This is a genomic window from Mucilaginibacter sp. dw_454 (genome assembly GCF_018449775.1).
In the GTDB taxonomy this organism is placed as follows: Bacteria; Bacteroidota; Bacteroidia; order Sphingobacteriales; family Sphingobacteriaceae; genus Mucilaginibacter.
Map to the genome: position 1 here is coordinate 231,070 of NZ_JAAVVB010000004.1, position 18,088 is coordinate 249,157.

Consider the following 18,088-nt stretch of genomic DNA (forward strand, 5'->3'; position numbering starts at 1 on the left):
ATATTTTATAATCATAATAATTAAACAAACAACAAAATGAATATTACAAACAAAACAGTCCTGGTAACCGGTGGTGGCTCGGGCATTGGCTTAGAAATAGCCAAACTCTTAAGTGCAAAAAATAACAAAGTAATTATTACCGGCCGCACCGAAAGCAAGCTGCAAAAAGCAGCCGAAGGACTAGCCAACGTAACGCCTATTGCTGCCGACATTAATAATGCCGACGATGTGGCAAGATTGATAGCAACCGTTAAACAGCAATTCGGCGGATTAGATATTTTGATTAACAATGCCGGTGCTGCTTACGCATACCAGTTAAGCGCCACTGCTAATGCCGCCCAAAAAGCCAGGGATGAATTTGAAACCAATTTCTTCGCCATACTTCATTTAAGCGAAGAACTGTTACCTACCTTAAGCGCTTCACCAGAAGCTGCTATTGTTAACGTAAGCTCTATAGTGGCCTTAACACCGGGCCTGCGCTTGCCAACTTACTCTGCCAGTAAAGCTGCTCTACATTTCTATACGCAAGCGCTGCGGGTTAGTTTAGCTCAAACCAGTATCAAAGTGTTTGAATTGATGCCTCCTTTGGTTAATACCGACTTTTCGAAAGATATTGGCGGCGAAAACGGGGTAGCTCCGATTGTAGTGGCGCAAGATTTGATTGATGCATTTGAGAGTGACACTTACGAGATCCACGTGGGCGATACCGCTCATATTTATAAACTTTCGCCGGTTGACGCTTTTAGCGCATTAAACCAAAGCGCTTAATTTTTACTACCTTCATTTTATCGGTTTAAAAAATTTAATGGCGACCTGTCCTATTTCTCATGGGTGGGTCGTCATTAGGTTTTAAAACAATTAAACTTAACCAAAATGAACGATTTCTTATTGATCTTCAGACGCGATGAAAGCGTCGATTTGCAAATGACTCCGGAGCAATTAACAGCCATCAACAAACCGTGGCAAGACTGGATGGGCAGCCTGGCGGCTCAAAACAAACTAGCCGACAGCGGTAACAGGCTACACCCCGATGGCCGCGTGGTTAAACCTGGCGCTATTGTTACCGATGGCCCTTATGTTGAGGTTAAAGAGGCTATTGGTGGTTACATTGTGGTTCGTGCGGCATCATTTGATGAAGCTGCCGAGCTATCCAAAGGATGCCCCATTTTAGACACTAACGGCACTGTTGAAGTAAGACAGATTTTGCCGATGGCGCATTAATGACCTCCCAATCTAACTGATTGCCAGGAGGCACCTACGGAGCCAATAACCAGGTTGACTTAAGCTACAAACAGGCGACTCCTCCGGAGTTATTTATTTGAACATTTATAGTTCCGTAGGAACTGCCTGTTTGTAGCTTAACCAGATAATATTTAATATGGCTCCGTAGGTGCCTCCTTCTAAAAGTGACGCTCAAATGTGATAGTCGCATTACTCGGCAAGGATTAGATGTGACTAAAGTTTTATGCAAAACCATCAACTACTACCCCACTTATACCGTACCGAATACCGCAAGATCATTGCAGTGCTGGCGCGGCTGTTTGGGTTTGAGCATATCCAGATTGCCGAAGATTTGACCAGCGACACCTTTTTGCTGGCCTCAGAAACCTGGGCCAACGACAAACTGCCGCCAAACCCAACGGCCTGGCTGTATACTGTAGCTAAAAACAAAGCGAAGGACTACTTGAAACACAACACGGTGTTTGAGCAAAAGGTAAGTCAGCATTTAAGAATTGAAACAGCGCGGGCCGAGGAGCTAAACATCGATCTTTCTGAAGCCAACATTAACGATAGCCAGCTGCAAATGATGTTCGCTATCTGCCAACCCATAATTGCGGTCGAGGCGCAGATTGGTTTAGCATTGCGCATTCTTTGCGGTTTTAGTATTGATGAAATAGCCGACGCTTTTTTATCCAACAAAGAAACCATTAACAAGCGACTGTTTCGCGCCAAAGAAAAGCTGCGCGAGCAACAGGTAAAAATTGAATTTCCGGATAGCAAGGAAATTAATAAAAGGTTAGAGGCCGTTTTAATTACGCTTTACCTGTTGTTTAATGAGGGTTATTATTCGGTAAGCAGTAACACTAATTTGCGTAAAGACCTTTGTTTGGAAGCCATGCGACTAACTTATTTGTTGGTCGAGAACCGCGCGACAGATCTGCCACAAGTAAATGCCTTATTCTCATTAATGTGCTTCCATGCTTCTCGATTTGAGGCCCGGATAGATAAAAACGGCGAGATCATTATTTATGATGAACAAGACAGTAATCTGTGGAACGACGAGTTGATATCGCGCGGTACACACTACCTCATCCGCGCCTCCAAAGGCGATCAATTAACCCGTTATCACCTGGAAGCAGCCATTGCCTATTGGCATACCCAAAAGGCTGACAGCGCCAATAAATGGGAGAACATATTACAACTCTATAACAAGTTACTTATTTTAGAATATTCGCCCATGGCAGCACTTAACCGTACTTATGCCCTGGCCAAGGCCGAAGGGAAAAAAAAGGCTATCATCGAAGCTGAAAAACTGACCGGCCATTTGTACCACTCATTGCTGGGCTATCTCTACACCGATGTCGATAATGACAAAGCACTGGAACATTTACAAACGGCTTTAAAAATGGCCAAGACATCTGCAGAGAAAACGCAGATCAGGAAAAATATCAAGAAGCTTAATTAATTGCGTTACTATAACAGCGTGTCATTGCGAGGAGGAACGACGAAGCAATCGCGAATATTGCATCCTTGCGATTGCCACGCTACGCTCGCAATGACAATTTTTTATTTTAAGTTTTGCAGTTCTCCCTCTCCAAAGGAGAGGGCCGGGGAGAGGTAAAAAAGAAAAGCCCCTGATGGGCAGGGGCCTTTACTAACCAATTATAAACCAATATATATGAGAAATATATGCTTTGTTGAACAACCATCAACTCGGCATATTGCCTTAATTCTGTTTGTTGTAAACTATGATACAAACGCTATGCCGAAGTGATAAATTGTACACTTTTACAGACATAACACTTTTGTTACTTACACAGACTTACGCATAAAAAAAGAGCGCGGATTTTGCAATCACGCGCTCTTATGCTTAATAGTTAAGTGTCTTAAACTGTGTGCAGTACGTTGCCAGAATAGTACAACACAATGATCACAATACCCGCCAGTATGCGGTAGATCCCAAACACTTTGAAGCCTTTCTGCTCCAGGAATGTGATGAAAGATTTGATAGCAGCCAGGGCCACAATAAAAGCGATCAAACTGCCTATCAGCAGGTATTTAATATCATGATGCATCTCTGTAGCCGAGATTACATTGTGTTTATAAAAATCATACAAATCTTTAAGCGTTGCGCCAAACATAGTAGGTACCGCTAAAAAGAATGAAAACTCGGCAGCTGCCTTACGGCTTAGCTTTTGGGTCATACCGCCAACTATACTTGCGCCAGAGCGTGAAACACCCGGCACCATGGCCAGGCATTGAAACAAGCCTATTTTAAAGGCTGTAAGATGCGATATTTCTTTTTCGTCAGTTACCGTAGGTTTATTGAACCATTCGTCAACAAACAGCAGGATAACACCACCTACAACGAAAGCTATAGCAACAATCAGTGGGCTCTCCAATAAAATATCGATTTTCTTTTTAAGCAGCAGGCCAAATATCACTGCCGGGATAACCCCGATGATGAGTTTAACATAAAAATCTATCGAACGGAAAAAGCGTTTAAAGTAAAGCACCACTACCGCCAGGATAGCGCCCAGCTGAATAACAATCTCGAAAAGCTTAACAAACTCATCTTTACCAATACCCATAATGGCACTGGCCACTACCAGGTGCCCGGTTGATGATACCGGCAAGAACTCGGTCAGTCCTTCTATGATAGCAAGGACGATTACATGAATGATATTCATTTTTTAGGGGCTAAGGTTTTGGTGCGATCCCGAGGATCAGACTATTTAATGTCAGATTTCTTTAAAATAGAATAAAAACCTATTCCAAAGCCGGCCAATACCACTACAGGAGCAATCACAATTTTAGTGGTACTGTAAATATCAGTTGTACCGGCCATCAGCACAAAACCAAATGCCACCACTGCAATAGCAATGATAAACCAGGTGTAATTGCTTTTATCGAATATAAATTTTACCGGTGTGGTATTAGCTGCCGGAGCTTTTGCTGTGGCTGTTTTTGCTGCCGGTTGTGTAGTTTTTGCCATGTCTTTTTTAATGATTGAATGAGTGTTTGAGTGAATGAGCGAACGTTAGTTTGGCGGTTTTGCAACCTTTTACCTTTCTCCTTTTGCCTTTCACCTATCTATATAGATCGTATATTTTTAATCTTAAAAATTTATTTACTGCCAGGAACGTGCTGAAAGCCGATATAAATATCCCGAGGCCAATTACTAATAAAAACACAATGCCGAACTCGGTATTGTTTTGTAAAATAACCAAATCAGGTATCTCCAGGTTAGCAAAGTAAAGTGTGCCTACCAGTATAATAACCGCTATTAGCCCGCCTAATAAACCATGCCATATGCCATATAAAATAAATGGCTTACGGATAAATGATTTCGTGGCCCCCACCAACTGCATCGACTTAATTAAGAATCGTTGCGAGTAGATTGCCAGCCTGATTGTATTGTTGATCAGCGCTACCGATACTACCACAAAGATCCCGGTAAAGGCTAAGATCACCAATGATATTGAAGTAATGTTGGAGTTCATCTGGTCTACCAGTGATTGTTGGTATTTAACTTCTTTTACTATTGGATTTTTCAGCAGATCGGTTTTGAATTTGGTGATCTGCGCGTTATTGGCATAATCGGCATTCAAATAAATATCCAGCGATTGCGACAATGGGTTATAACCTAAAAAGCGAACGAAATCCTCACCAAGGTCTTTTTGCAGGTTACGGGCAGCCAGCTCTTTACTTACGTAGATAGCTTGCTTAACCGCAGGGTTACTTTCCAGCTGATTCTGTAATTGACGTACATCGGTCTCGTGGGCCGCATCGTCCACAAAAATATTAAGAACGATATTTTCTTTCACATAGCGCGAAAGGTTATTGGCATGCACCAATATCAGGCCCAATAAACCAACCATTAGCAATACCATAGAAATACCAAATACGGTTGAAATGTAGATGGTTTTAGTTTTGTTAGCCGATTCGCTTACTTCAAATTCTTCCATTGTATGCTGGTTAGTTTCTGCGAAATTAAGAAACCAAGCCTAAAGGTAAAAGTTTATATTTTTTTAATTGGGTTTTGGATAGGACTTTAACATAATTTAACGGGTTGCTCCATCCACCCCGCGCGTCATCGTGAGCGAGGAACGAGCGTGACGATCTCTAACAAAGCGACAATCGCTTATCCGGAGATTGCGACGCTCGTACCTCGCTCGCAATGACGTAATGGTATTGATACATTAAACAAATCACCATCCCACCTGTTATTCCATCATGACAAAGCCAGCAAATTCAACAGACAAAGCATCGCCTGCGGATACACCTACCCACAGACCAAATGATAACGGCCATAAAAGCAAAGTGCGCGCCGCCGACAAGCAATACGATGCCGACAAACCACACGGCGGCGACATTGCCAAAAAACACGAGAATGAAGAGCAGCCGGTTAATCCGGGGAGTAAGGCTTAATTGCGATATTGTCATCCTGAGCGACAGCGAAGGATCTTATCAAGGCGACAGTTAAACGTATAAGATTCTTCGCTGTCGCTCAGAATGACAACTCTTTTTATCTGGCTATCCCGGTCGAGTTAAACTGCAGATCGTAAAGTTTGCGGTAATAGCCATCATCAATACGAAGTAGTTCCTGGTGGGTACCCATTTCTTTGATCTCGCCATGATCTAAAACAATGATCTTATCGGCGTTTTGTATGGTTGATAACCGGTGGGCAATCACAATAGCTGTGCGGCCCTGCATCAGTTTATTAATGGCGTTTTGTATTAAGATCTCTGTCTCCGTATCTACTGATGAGGTAGCTTCATCTAACACCAATATCGCGGGATCATAAACTAAGGCACGAATAAAAGAAATCAGCTGCGCCTGCCCGGCAGATAGTGTAGAACCGCGTTCCATCACATTGTAATCGTAACCACCGGGTAAGCGCTCGATAAATTCATGTGCGCCTACATCTTTTGCTGCCGCGATAATCTGCTCACGAGTAATCAATTCATTATTCAGGCTGATATTGTTGGCTATGGTATCTGTAAATAAAAACACATCCTGTATCACCGTAGCAATTTGCGAACGCAGGTAGTTTACATCGTACTTCATGATGTTATGGCCATCCACCTCTACCCGCCCTTTGCCGATTTCATAAAATCTGTTCAGAATGTTAATAGTCGAGGACTTGCCTGCGCCTGTAGCACCAACCACGGCCAGTGTTTCGCCGGGTTTAACTTTGAAATTGATGTCTTTCAGCACCCAATTCTCATCGTTATAAGCAAACCAAACATCTGTAAACTCTATCTCGCCCTCCAATCTGGCCGGGCGCAGTGTGCCGGGGTTTGGCGCAACTTCGTCGGTATCCAAAATAGTAAAAATACGATCGGCACCTACCATACCCATTTGCAGTGTATTAAATTTATCGGCTATCTGACGTATCGGCCTGAAAAGCATGTTGAGCAACAAAATAAAGCTGGTAATTACACCCGAAGTAATGCCCTTAGGCGATGCACTTAAATGCGCCAGTTCCTCGTCAGACAGCATGCGTTTACAGCCGTACCACACCAGCAGGCCCATACATATGGCAAACAACACCTCAACCACGGGGTAAAAAATAGAGTAATACCAGTTAGAGCGGATATTGGCATCGCGGTGCTTCATGTTAACATCTCGAAACTTGCGCATTTCCTGCTCCTCGCGGGCAAAGTTTTGAATAATACTTATGCCAGAGATATGCTCGGCCAAAAAGGTATTTAAATGCGCCACCTGGGTACGCACTTCCTGAAATGAAGATTTAATAGCTTCCTTGAAAACATAGGTCGATGCAACTAACAAAGGCATAGGTATCAGTGTGATCAGGGCCAGCTTCCAATCATCATAAAGCATAAGACCAATAACGGCTACTACCAGCAGCAAGTCGCCAATGATGGAGATTAATCCCTCAGAAAAAATATCAGCAATGGTTTCCAGGTCAGACACCGTACGGGTTATCAATACACCGATTGGTGTACGATCAAAAAACTTAAGCCTCAGGCTGGTGATGTGATTAAAAATATCAATGCGCAAATCGCGAATAACCGATTGGCCAAGTGCATTGGTCATATAGGTTTGATAGTATTGCGCCATGGTTTGAATGACAAGCTGGGCAATCATCAGCTCCACCATAAATAGCAAGCCGTTATAGTCGTTTATTACAATGTGATCGTCAAGCGTCTTTTGGATTAAGACAGGCTGCACCAGCGCATTTACAGCCAAAAATATGGTCAGAAACGCAGATATAACAAACGTAGTGTTATACGGCTTTACATAATGCATCACCCGTTTTAACAGCGTCCAATCAAATGCTTTGCCGGTTACTTTGCCCCCTCCGCCCCCTGGAGGGGGCACTTTTGAAGTATCTTTTTGTGAAGTATTTTCTTTATTGCTCACTATAGCAAAGTTATCTTTTTAATAATCGAAATAAAATGTAATTGAACTATTGTTCCCCCTTAAGGGGCTAGGGGGCTTAGTATTTCACCTCCGTCAAATACAATCCGCACGCCGGAACAGATGTGCCCGCATTACTACGGTTTTTACTGGTGATAATGCCCCGGACAGCCTCCGGCGAAATTTCCTTTTTACCCACCATCAACAGCGTACCTACGATAGCACGTACCATATTGCGCAAAAATCTATCCGCAGAAATATGAAATACAATACCGCCATCAACCCTTACCCATTCGGCGCGGCTTATTTTGCAGTTGTTGGTTTTAGCCTGGGTATTTGATTTACTAAAACAGCTAAAGTCGGTATACTCTGTAACAATCTTTGCTGCTTCATTCATTAGCTCCATATCCGGCTCCTCGCGCAGCAACCAGGAGTAGCCTTGTTTAAAGGGATCTTTATTAAAATGGATATGGTATTGGTATGATCGCAGTGTAGCGCTAAAGCGGGCATGCATTTCATCATCAACCAAAAAAATATTTTTTATGGCGATATCGTGCGGGAGGATGCTATTTAAACTTCGAACAGTTTTGTCCATCGTCGATAGACCATAGACCATAGACTTATCACGTTCAACCATGGACCATGGACCATCGTCTATGGACTTTTCAAAATCAAAATGTGCAAAAAACTCCTTAGCATGAACCCCGGTATCCGTGCGGCCGCAACCTACGGTTTCAATTTCGGTACGTAATACCGTCGATAGCGCCTTATCCAAAACCTCCTGCACGGCAAGGGCATTAGGTTGTGCCTGCCAGCCATGATAGCGGGTACCATCGTAAGAAAGTTCAATAAAATAGCGTTGATTTGCCACGAGGCAAAGTTAGTGATTTTAACTAGCATGCGGAGGACTCACCCCGACATCGCTTCGCTTATCGACCCTCTCTTCCGCAAGCGGGAAAGAGGGTAAGGAAATATCGAATGTTGAATGTTGAATATCGAATGTTGAAGTACTTCGATATTCAACATTCAACATTCATTATTCGATATTAAAAAATATAACCCTCTTTCCGCCGAAGTCGAAGAGAGGGTGGTCGAGCGCAACAAAGACCGGGTGAGTCCCCCGGCGGACAGATCTATGCACAACCGCCCAAACCACTTACGCCATCCAATCTATACCTAACTTATATATTCCCTATAAATCGCCTCAAATAAAAACTTATTCTCTACGGCCAAATCAAACGGCTGATCAAGGAAAGTATGGTTATAGCTGGCGGATTTTGCCAGGTTTTTTAACACTTTAAAGTAGGTAATCTCAATACCCTCAATGATCTGCAGGTAAAACAAAATAAAAACATCGCGCTCTAAAGGCGTCTTACCGGTTTTAATTACCGATAAATATGCTTCCAGCGTCATGCCTTTTATGCCCAGTACACTAATCTTTGACGGTGTTTCATTGATGGCTTCATAAATCTCATCCATAGACGCTATTTGATTATGCGTGTCAGTACGTAACTCATCAACAGCCAGTTTTAATTGCTGCAATGAGGCTATGGTTTCAATTTCGTTGAAAAAATCAAGCAGGTGTTGTTTGCCAAAATAAATGCTGTTCAGGTGCTCAAGGAAGATCCGTTTAATGTGGTTATCATCCAGTTTCACATCTTTTGGGCTAAGCGGGGTATCAGGGGTATCAGCCATCTAAGTCAATAGTTTAAGAAGCAATAAACTTACAAAAAAAACACAGTTTATATTATTGTGCCCCGGTTATAATAATTTATCAATAACCACATTATATTTGCCTCATAAATTTAAAGCAATGATACAACGCATACAATCCATATATCTTTTAGCTGCCGGGCTGGTAATAGCGGCATTATTTGTTTTCCCGCTTATCCACGGCGTGTATGTAAATGGCGCGCCCCAAACTATTATGGTAACCGGTGTTTACCAGGATGTAAACGGCCAGTCGACGCATACTCAAGTGTTTTTACCTTTAATTATAGGCACTGCCTTTGCAGCATTGCTGCCTATTAGTGTGATCTTCTTTTACAAAGAACGCCGCAAGCAAATTAACCTTTGTTATGGCTTAATGGTGGTTATTATTGGCTACAGCTATTGGGTATCGCAAGTAGTTAAAAATGCCATTGCGGGCGCTTATTTAAGCATGAGCAACTACGGTATAGGCATTATTTTGCTGTCGTTAAGCCTGCTGCTTATTGTGATGGCTCAGAAAGCCATACAGAAAGACGAAAAATTGGTCAAATCTGCCGACAGGTTAAGATAAGCGCATGAGCACTCGACTAAAAGTATTTACATTTTGTCTTACCTGTATTGTATTTATAGGCCTTGACCGTATAACCAAGCAGCTGGCCCGCGAACACCTGATGTACAGCGCCCCAAAATCTTACTTTCACGACACCTTTGTGTTTGAATATGTAGAAAACACCGGGGCAGCTTTAAGCTTTGGCGACAGCCTGCCGCAGCCTTATAGTTTCTGGTTATTAAGCATCATTCCATTGGGCGTTATTATAGCGCTGTTTGTTTATGTGCTGCGACAGGTGAAAGACTTCAGCAATTTCAAATTATTTTGCTTCGCGATGATCATAGCCGGCGGGCTGGGTAATATCATTGACCGTATTATTTATGACCGCCACGTTACCGACTTTATGAACTTAGGCATCGGCAGCCTGCGCACCGGTATTTTTAATGTGGCCGATGTTTGTATTACTGCGGGAGTGATTGGGCTGTTTATTGTGTACCTGGCTACTAATAACAGATTTTTGAAGCCGGATAAGGTTCAGTAATTTTGACTTAAAAGTTTAACTTTTCAGGATTTTGTCGCGTATCAAAAATCATTAAAACTAACACCTGCTCGTCAGTTGCCCTGAAGTATAATACGTTATGCCTTGTCAACACGCATTTTTGTATTTTTTGCGAGATATCAAAATACTGGAAGATTGATGTGTCAGTTGCTAACAGCAAGATAACTTTTTCAAAACGGTCAATGAAATTGTCTGCAGCAATATCTCCCCATTCAAATAGCAAATAATCTAAAACGTTATAATAGTCGAGTTTTGCTGTTGGAGTTAAAACGACTTCCCTAGCCATTTAACCCGTATTTCTCTCGTGATTGTTTTATAATCTCGTTTGCCGAGGTACCTAAACCGGCATCGGCCTCTTTAATACTTTGCTTTAATCTTTCTTGATGATATAGCGATAATGTACCCCATCCCTCATCATCATCCTGACCATTAAAATAATTCAGCATCAAACCGTACAATTCTTTGATCTGCTTTTCATCAGCATGCTCTATCCGATCATGCAATTCCATTTTTATTGCTGCTCCAGTCATGACATAAATTTTACTACAATCAAATATACTAATATCTTGCTGATAGTTAAATATCTCCCAATTATCACACCCATGCAAAACCCTTTACGCTAACTGTTTGAATTGTCAATAATTAACCCTACCTTTGCGGCCGATTTGGCGATGTAGTCAAATCCGTTATTTTAAATCATGAACCCATTTATTAATCTGGGAATCCGTGAAGATATTGTTAATGCCATCTCTGAGTTAGGGTTCGAAAACCCTACACCAATCCAGGAACAGTCAATCCCGGTATTGTTAACAGGCAGCAACGATTTTGTCGGATTAGCCCAAACCGGGACCGGTAAGACTGCTGCCTTTGGCCTACCATTATTAGAACTGTTGGATTTCGAAGAAAATTATCCACAGGCGCTTGTTTTATGCCCAACACGCGAACTTTGTTTGCAAATTACTAACGACATTAATAATTACTCCAAAAAAATGGGCAACGTTAACGTTGTTGCTGTTTATGGCGGAGCTAGTATTTCTGACCAATTACGCCAGATAAGACGCGGCGTACAAATTGTCGTTGCCACACCTGGCCGTATGCTTGATATCATTAACCGTAAGGCTATTGATTTTACAAAGGTGAAATTTGTAGTATTGGATGAAGCTGATGAAATGCTCAACATGGGCTTTCAGGAAGATATTGACAGTATCCTATCTACCACACCAGACACTAAGAAAACATGGTTGTTTTCTGCAACTATGCCGGCCGAAGTACGCCGCATAGCTAAAAAGTACATGAATGAGCCGTTTGAGCTTACCATGGGTACTAAAAACACCGGCAACGCTAATATTGAGCACGAGTACTACATAGTACGTGCCCGTGATAAGTATGCCGCCTTTAAACGTATTGTTGATTTTAACCCTGACATTTTTGGTATTGTATTTTGCCGTACTAAAATTGAAACCCAGGATATTGCCGAGTCATTAATGAAAGACGGTTATAACGCCGATTCTTTACATGGTGACCTTTCGCAACAACAACGCGATAAAGTAATGAAACGCTACCGCGAGCGTAACCTGCAGTTGTTAATTGCTACAGACGTTGCTGCACGTGGTATTGACGTTAACGACGTAACACACGTTATTAACTATTCATTGCCAGACGAAGTTGAGAACTATACCCACCGTAGCGGCCGTACTGCACGTGCCGGTAAAACAGGGGTATCTATCTCTATCATCAACGCTAAAGAGTTAGGCAAAATACGCCAGATTGAGCGCGGCTTAGGCAAAAAGTTTGTTAAAGCAGAGATACCTACAGGTTTTGATGTTTGCGAAAAACAATTATTCTCTATCGTTCATAAAATACATGATGTAGAGGTTAATGAGCAGCAGATAGAACAATACCTGCCGCGTATTATGGAAGAGTATAAAGATCTTTCAAAAGAGGATTTTATCAAACGTTTTGCATCTATTGAGTTTAACCGCTTTTTAGATTATTACAAAAACGCACCAGATTTGAACGCGCCGGTTGAAGAAGGCCGTTACGATCGTGAGCGTGGCGAACGCGGTGAACGCGCTCCACGTGGCGAAGGTGGTAAATCTGAATACACCCGTTTATTTATAAACTTAGGTTCTGTTGATGAGTTTAACCGTGGCGATTTGCTGGGTTATATCTGCAACAATGGTAAAATAAGTGGCCGCACTGTAGGTAAAATTGATGTTAAGGGTGTTTACTCTTTCTTTGAAGTACCTAACGCCGAAGCCGAAGCCGTTATCAACAACTTTAAAGGTGTTGATTTTAAAGGCCGCGAAGTAAGGATAGAAATATCTGGCGAAGGCACCAGCACTACCCGTAGTGGCGGTGGCGAGCGCCGTGAAGGCGGCTACCGTGGTGGCGAACGCCGCGAAGGCGGTGGTGGTTATAACCGTAGTGGCGGCGGCGATCGTAGAGATGGCGGCAACCGTGGTGGTGGCAACCCAAGCAACGCTGGTTTCCGCGATTTTTCAGGCAAACGCCGCGAAGATCGCCCGGAACGCAAACGCAGATTCTAAAGAGATCAGTGATTAGAGGTCAGAGATTAGTTGGAGTGATTTAACTTATCTCTGATCACTAAACGCTAATCACTCAAAAAATAAGTTTTAGTTTAGTTTTAGTTAACAGAGCCTTTTCGATTGATCGGAAGGGCTTTTGTTTTTTGGGGATAATTATAATTAAGCTTTACCCGCCGGGAACTCACCCCGACTTCGTTTCACTCGTCGACCCTCTCTTCCGCAAGCGGGAAAGAGGGTTGTTTTTCGTATTTTGTATAATCCTCTTTAACTAACCACTAATTACCGTCCTTAAAATCAGACATAAAAAAAGACCAAAAGCCGGTAAACAATTGTGAAAACCGGCTTTTGATCTTTTTTTGACCTGAGTCAAATTCTTACCTACGACATGCTTGCCAACAATATGGCGGTTGCTACATGTACTGCTATTAATGCGTATGTTTTCATAACACGGCAGATGTTAGTTTAACGCTTTGACCTTTTAGTGTTTGTAAGGTTTAGTTCTTAATTGAGATTTTTTAAGATACTGATAATGACCAGCTTTATCTACATAATAATAACGAGAATGTTTGTCAATATAAACCAATTCGCCACCTGGCGCCCAATGGTTTGAATATCTTTTACCGGTAACGGCAACAGTGCCTTTAACAGCAACTTCAGATGTTTTATGGCCTACAACTACAGCAGCGTGACCTACTTTTTTGGTTACGGGTTCATGATGTTCTTGTGCAAATGTTTGGCTTGCAGTAAACATAGCTGCGGCTACTAGTGATATTTTAAGTGAGTTTTTCATGATATTGTTTTTTGTATACCCGAAGCTATGCAATTTTGCTGCCACTTTTATTTCAAAAATATTATATTTATGTAAAACCACCTGTTAAAACAATTGCATGGAAGTTAATACTATTATCAAAGCCCAACATTCATCTTATCAAACCCGTGCAGACGAGTACAACAATTTGTGGGTATTGAATACTGCAAATATTCTAACCTATGCTCACCCAAAAACCGTAAAGTATAAATTCGATGATCCTTTTGAATTTGACGCGGTGGCTAAAGCTTTTAATCAAGCCTTTGGTTTAGAGAGACTGCAAGAGCTTGAGGACAATAAAGACCTGCACTCCATAACCTATTGGATATCAACAGAAGGAAAAATATTAGAAATTGAATTTGTTACTTCTGTGGATACCGGACTCAGTATAGAAGAATTAGAGGCGTTAGAGAGCGCTTTAAAATCCACGGTTTGTTTCCGTTTAACCTGGTTGGACAACGAAAAGGCCGAGTTTGTAAGTAAAAACACTTCAGTTTCTTTCGAAGGTATAATCACACGCCTGCGGGCACCGGCGGGGTCGGTTCATACCAAGGTTATTAGCGTAGTGCTTACTCCTCCAACACCATTCGGTTTAAAATAATTAGTATGCCCTGCAAATCGGGTCGCCTATTACTATCCCCATCCAGCCTTCTAATCTCGATGCAGCATAAAAGCTCTCGGCTAATGTCCAGCCACGGGTGTAGCGGTTAAATAATATACTGGGCGAAGCTATTCCCTGTAGTAACGGTTCGTCGGTATAGCCTTTAACACCAGTCACGCCCTGCGCAACCAGATCATCAATTAACGACTGCCCGCCGCTGGTTGGCAAAAAGGTCCGGGCGCTGGTGGATACCGCCGTCTCAGCAAGCGCCCCCGGCGAAAAACTCAGCGAATTGTAACCCGCGGCGTTGTAATGAGTATCATTACTCCCCCAGGAAATATAACCTGCAAGATTTTTCTTCCCCCCAACAAAATCGGCGACAGTATCATACAAAACCGGGATATTTTTTGAAGCAAGGTAATGGTAGGCAACGCCCATGTCTGAGTTATATTCGCCGTATACACTTTCTTTGACGATGCTGATTGTTTGTCCGGGAGTGTAATTCGTCGGCACCAAGGTGTATGGTTGTGTCGCTTTATTAGGGAAGCCGAAATCAGAACAGGCATCAAGCAAGATCTGGCCTTTATTATAAATTTCTTTTTTGGCATTGCGTTCGGCTTCTAACGATCTGGTAGTAACGGCCATAGCGTCGGCCTGTGTATATCCGTCCAACCGCGTTACCAGGTAACCGCCAAATATAGCGTGACTAAACCGGGTTTGACTGTTGAAGAATTTGTTGGCCCAGGCTGTTCCAACATAGGTGGGCCCGTAGCTTGGATCGCTCACGTTGATTATGCTTGACGCGGTACTCTTATCATAGCCTAGCGTAGCTACGCGGCTATCTAATGAACAGACCCCGCCATACGGCTTGCCCGGTGTATTACGTAAACGGATAGGAACCCCTTTTGTAAAAACAATGAAATCAATCTTCGTATGCGTTTTGAGGTAGGCCAGTAAAGGCTTTTCGATACTAATGACGTAACTGGGATAATCAATGGTTTCCGCGTCATGGTTAACAGCACCATCCGGGCAGGTGATATTTAAAAAATTGGTGACATGGCGGCGGCTCATATAATCGTCGGCTACCGCTACAGAAACAGGGCTGTTGATATTTTTAACCACCAGCACCCTATTTGTTAGCTTGGTGCTTTGAGCAAGAGCTGCACTAATAAAGCACAAAAATACGCCACAGAGGGAAAGAGTAAATTTTTTCATAACGTATCTGCCGGTATATATAGCTAAAGCTTAATTCAACTGCTCTGCCAGCTTCTTCATCTCAAAAGCCGGCGAGCGCTTTTCATATAATATAGCATATACCGCCTCGACAATCGGCATATTCACTTTGTATTGCTTATTAACCTCATGCAGACAATTTACGGCGTAATAGCCTTCGGCAATCATATTCATCTCTAACTGGGCCGAGGTTACGGTATAGCCCTTGCCTATCATATTACCAAAAGTACGGTTACGGCTAAACTGCGAATAAGCTGTTACCAGTAAATCGCCCAGGTAGGCAGATTCTTTAATGTCGCGGGTAATGGGGTGTACGGCATCTACAAAGCGCATCAGCTCGCGGATAGCGTTTGATATTAATACCGCCTGGAAATTATCGCCATAACCAACACCATGGCAAATACCGCCGGCTATAGCGTAAATATTTTTCAATACAGCAGCGTATTCGGTACCATATATATCGTCAGACACGATGGTTTTAATATAACGTGTGCTCAGCATCCCGGCAAAGCAAGCTGCCAAGTCCGGGTCGCCGGAGGCAATGGTGAGGTAAGATAGTTTTTCCAAAGCAACCTCTTCGGCATGGCATGGGCCGCTAATCACTATAAAATTATCGAAAGAGATCTCATACTTTTTATGCATAAATTCGCCGATGATCAGGTTCTCATCGGGCACTATGCCTTTTATGGCAGACACTATCTTTTTGCCTTTAAAATCATCAATGGTAATATCTATCAGCGCTTCTTTTAAAAACGCAGCAGGTACGTTTAGTAAGATCACATCAGCTTTAGCTACCAATACTTTCAGGTTATTCGAAATATTTTCGGCAGGAACCTTAATCTCAACCGAACTTAAATAATTGGGGTTATGGCCAAATTTATGCACGTGTTCAACTGCTTGTTCGTTGCGCATCCACCAAAAAATCTCTTTTTCGACCGGGTTATCCGTCAGCATTTTGATATTGGCCGTAGCCCAGCTACCCCCGCCAACAACTAGTATTTTGTTGTTTTTATTCTGCATTAATAGTACGGCCGGGCATATCCGGCAACAACAAAGTTAGAAATTAAACTAAAAAGAAAAGGCCAACACAACGGCTGGCCTTTCTTTTATTTTAACAATGAGTTTACTTACCATCTTTGGCGTCGAATAACTTCGACTTATCTACCTTATCAACCAGCGAACCATCTTTTAATGTTTTAGATATGGCGGGGTATGGGGCAGCTACTACTTCGTCGCCGGCCTTAAGACCGGTTAGTATGCGGATATACATATCATCCTGTATGCCGGTGGTAACCTCCACCTGTTTTACTTTACCAGCATTGTATACAAAAACGTATTCTTTGGCTGGTGCAGTGCTTGCAGTTTTTGTATTGCTATCATCTTTTTTTGTCCCGGTGGTATTTTTCTTTTCGTCGCGGGTTGTTACGGCCTGGATAGGCACCGCTAAACCTTTTGAATTATTGGTTTTGATATCAACCGTAGCTGTCAATCCCGGGCGAAATGGCGACGGGTTAGCAGCGGTTTTATTCAGCAGCGCTACGTACGATTTTGGGTCGATGCGCACCTTAACAGTAAAATTAGTCACCTGGTCGGCAGTAGTACCCACCACATTGGCCGAACTACCAATCTCTGTCACCACGCCATTAAATTTCTTGCCTAAAAAGGCATCCACCTCAATTTTTGATGAGTCGCCAAGTACAATGCGGTTAATGTCGTTTTCGTTCACGTCAACATTTACATCCATTTGGCTCAGGTCAGATATGGTCATAATCTCGGTACCGGCAAACTGGGCAGTACCCAAAACGCGCTCGCCCTTTTCTATCGAAAGTTTAGACACTACCCCATCAACCGGCGAATAGATAGTAGTTTTATACAAATTATCCTGCGCCTCCTTAACTGATGCCGACGATTGCGCCAAACCATAACGCGAACCAATTACATTCTGTTTAGCGGCTTCTAAACCAGCCTTGGCATTTTCATAACTGGCTTTGGCGTTATCAAATTCAGAAGCGGTTAACACTTTGTTATCAAACAGCTCCTTACTTCTTTTATAGGTCGATGCCTGGTTGTTAAAAGTAGCTTCGGCTTGTTTTAGCATTTGCGCAGAGTTACCTACACTGGCTTTTTGCGTGTTATACGATGCAACAGCGCGGTCATAACCAGATTGCAACACGTCCGGACGGATCTTACAGATCAACTGGCCCTTCTTCACCACGTCGCCTTCTTTAATAGGCAGTTCCACCACCTCGCCCGATACTTCAGGGCTGATTTTAACTTCAACATGCGGTTTGATCTTGCCACTGGCCGATACGGTTTCGTTAATCTCGCGTACGTCAGCTTTTTCTGTAGCCACCTGTGTATTGTCTGATTTGCCGATAATGCCAGTCACCTTGCCAATTAAAAGCAGTACAACTAAGGCGCCCACGGCTATAAGGATATATTTAGTAGTCTTTCCCATGATGGATTGAT

20 protein-coding genes are annotated in these 18,088 nt (G+C 42.7%); 8 read left to right on the forward strand and 12 right to left on the reverse strand.

From position 1 onward, the window contains the following. Nucleotides 1-36: 36 nt before the first annotated feature. From HB679_RS14400 to HB679_RS14410, 3 genes are all read left to right on the forward strand, one after another. On the forward strand, nt 37-768 hold the full coding sequence (locus HB679_RS14400) for an SDR family NAD(P)-dependent oxidoreductase (protein ID WP_214072700.1): 732 nt from the start codon (nt 37-39) through the stop codon (nt 766-768). Between the two features lie 105 nt (nt 769-873). Beyond that, nucleotides 874-1,221 (forward strand): YciI family protein, encoded by a 348-nt coding sequence (locus HB679_RS14405; protein WP_214072701.1) that lies wholly within the window; start codon nt 874-876, stop codon nt 1,219-1,221. Nucleotides 1,222-1,465: 244 nt separating this feature from the next. After that, the gene (locus HB679_RS14410) at nt 1,466-2,686 is read left to right on the forward strand and encodes a sigma-70 family RNA polymerase sigma factor (RefSeq protein ID WP_214072702.1); all 1,221 of its coding nucleotides are present in this window, start codon (nt 1,466-1,468) and stop codon (nt 2,684-2,686) included. A 421-nt stretch (nt 2,687-3,107) separates the two neighbouring features. Here HB679_RS14410 and HB679_RS14415 read toward each other — a convergent pair whose 3' ends face one another. The 3 genes from HB679_RS14415 to HB679_RS14425 form a co-directional block, all read right to left on the reverse strand. Beyond that, a complete protein-coding gene (locus HB679_RS14415) occupies nt 3,108-3,911 on the reverse strand; it encodes an undecaprenyl-diphosphate phosphatase (protein ID WP_214072703.1) in 804 nt (267 codons plus the stop codon). 41 nt (nt 3,912-3,952) lie between these two features. Further along, on the reverse strand, nt 3,953-4,216 hold the full coding sequence (locus HB679_RS14420) for a DUF3098 domain-containing protein (protein WP_214072704.1): 264 nt from the start codon (nt 4,214-4,216) through the stop codon (nt 3,953-3,955). Between the two features lie 94 nt (nt 4,217-4,310). Further along, on the reverse strand, nt 4,311-5,189 hold the full coding sequence (locus tag HB679_RS14425; protein ID WP_214072705.1) for a permease-like cell division protein FtsX: 879 nt from the start codon (nt 5,187-5,189) through the stop codon (nt 4,311-4,313). A 268-nt stretch (nt 5,190-5,457) separates the two neighbouring features. On the opposite strand from HB679_RS14425, the gene HB679_RS14430 reads away from it, so the two are divergent. Next, nucleotides 5,458-5,652 carry a hypothetical protein gene (locus HB679_RS14430; protein WP_214072706.1) on the forward strand — a complete coding sequence of 65 codons (195 nt, stop codon included), beginning with the start codon at nt 5,458-5,460 and terminating at the stop codon, nt 5,650-5,652. Nucleotides 5,653-5,749: 97 nt separating this feature from the next. Here the strand turns inward: HB679_RS14430 and HB679_RS14435 are convergent, their stop codons facing one another. From HB679_RS14435 to HB679_RS14445, 3 genes are all read right to left on the reverse strand, one after another. After that, nucleotides 5,750-7,498, reverse strand: a complete 1,749-nt coding sequence (locus tag HB679_RS14435; protein ID WP_214072853.1) for an ABC transporter ATP-binding protein — start codon at nt 7,496-7,498, stop codon at nt 5,750-5,752. Nucleotides 7,499-7,688: 190 nt separating this feature from the next. Next, nucleotides 7,689-8,480: a tRNA pseudouridine(38-40) synthase TruA gene (gene truA / locus HB679_RS14440; protein ID WP_214072707.1), complete on the reverse strand. Its 792-nt coding sequence runs from the start codon at nt 8,478-8,480 to the stop codon at nt 7,689-7,691. 305 nt (nt 8,481-8,785) lie between these two features. After that, nucleotides 8,786-9,304 (reverse strand): DUF892 family protein, encoded by a 519-nt coding sequence (locus tag HB679_RS14445; RefSeq protein ID WP_214072708.1) that lies wholly within the window; start codon nt 9,302-9,304, stop codon nt 8,786-8,788. Nucleotides 9,305-9,422: 118 nt separating this feature from the next. Between HB679_RS14445 and HB679_RS14450 the strand changes: the two genes are divergently transcribed. Next, nucleotides 9,423-9,890, forward strand: coding sequence for a DUF4293 domain-containing protein (locus HB679_RS14450; protein WP_214072709.1), 468 nt, complete (start codon nt 9,423-9,425; stop codon nt 9,888-9,890). A 4-nt stretch (nt 9,891-9,894) separates the two neighbouring features. Then, the gene (gene lspA, locus HB679_RS14455) at nt 9,895-10,410 is read left to right on the forward strand and encodes a signal peptidase II (protein ID WP_214072710.1); all 516 of its coding nucleotides are present in this window, start codon (nt 9,895-9,897) and stop codon (nt 10,408-10,410) included. Between the two features lie 7 nt (nt 10,411-10,417). Here the strand turns inward: lspA and HB679_RS14460 are convergent, their stop codons facing one another. Together HB679_RS14460 and HB679_RS14465 are read right to left on the reverse strand one after the other, a co-directional pair. Beyond that, nucleotides 10,418-10,714 carry a type II toxin-antitoxin system RelE/ParE family toxin gene (locus tag HB679_RS14460; protein ID WP_214072711.1) on the reverse strand — a complete coding sequence of 99 codons (297 nt, stop codon included), beginning with the start codon at nt 10,712-10,714 and terminating at the stop codon, nt 10,418-10,420. Then, nucleotides 10,707-10,958 carry a hypothetical protein gene (locus HB679_RS14465; protein ID WP_214072712.1) on the reverse strand — a complete coding sequence of 84 codons (252 nt, stop codon included), beginning with the start codon at nt 10,956-10,958 and terminating at the stop codon, nt 10,707-10,709. The genes HB679_RS14460 and HB679_RS14465 overlap by 8 nt, the downstream gene beginning before the upstream one ends. 168 nt (nt 10,959-11,126) lie before the next feature. On the opposite strand from HB679_RS14465, the gene HB679_RS14470 reads away from it, so the two are divergent. Further along, complete coding sequence (locus tag HB679_RS14470; RefSeq protein ID WP_214072713.1) at nt 11,127-12,977, forward strand: DEAD/DEAH box helicase; 1,851 nt, start codon at nt 11,127-11,129, stop codon at nt 12,975-12,977. 478 nt (nt 12,978-13,455) lie between these two features. Here HB679_RS14470 and HB679_RS14475 read toward each other — a convergent pair whose 3' ends face one another. Further along, the gene (locus HB679_RS14475) at nt 13,456-13,767 is read right to left on the reverse strand and encodes a hypothetical protein (protein ID WP_214072714.1); all 312 of its coding nucleotides are present in this window, start codon (nt 13,765-13,767) and stop codon (nt 13,456-13,458) included. Nucleotides 13,768-13,864: 97 nt separating this feature from the next. Here HB679_RS14475 and HB679_RS14480 point away from each other — a divergent pair, with 97 nt between their 5' ends. Beyond that, nucleotides 13,865-14,386 (forward strand): hypothetical protein, encoded by a 522-nt coding sequence (locus HB679_RS14480; protein ID WP_214072715.1) that lies wholly within the window; start codon nt 13,865-13,867, stop codon nt 14,384-14,386. Here the strand turns inward: HB679_RS14480 and HB679_RS14485 are convergent, their stop codons facing one another. From HB679_RS14485 to HB679_RS14495, 3 genes are all read right to left on the reverse strand, one after another. Next, nucleotides 14,387-15,601: a TIGR03790 family protein gene (locus HB679_RS14485; RefSeq protein ID WP_214072716.1), complete on the reverse strand. Its 1,215-nt coding sequence runs from the start codon at nt 15,599-15,601 to the stop codon at nt 14,387-14,389. Nucleotides 15,602-15,631: 30 nt separating this feature from the next. Continuing rightward, nucleotides 15,632-16,639 (reverse strand): NAD(P)H-dependent glycerol-3-phosphate dehydrogenase, encoded by a 1,008-nt coding sequence (locus HB679_RS14490; protein WP_214072717.1) that lies wholly within the window; start codon nt 16,637-16,639, stop codon nt 15,632-15,634. A gap of 103 nt (nt 16,640-16,742) precedes the next feature. After that, nucleotides 16,743-18,077: an efflux RND transporter periplasmic adaptor subunit gene (locus tag HB679_RS14495; protein ID WP_214072718.1), complete on the reverse strand. Its 1,335-nt coding sequence runs from the start codon at nt 18,075-18,077 to the stop codon at nt 16,743-16,745. Between the last annotated feature and the right edge of the window lie 11 nt (nt 18,078-18,088).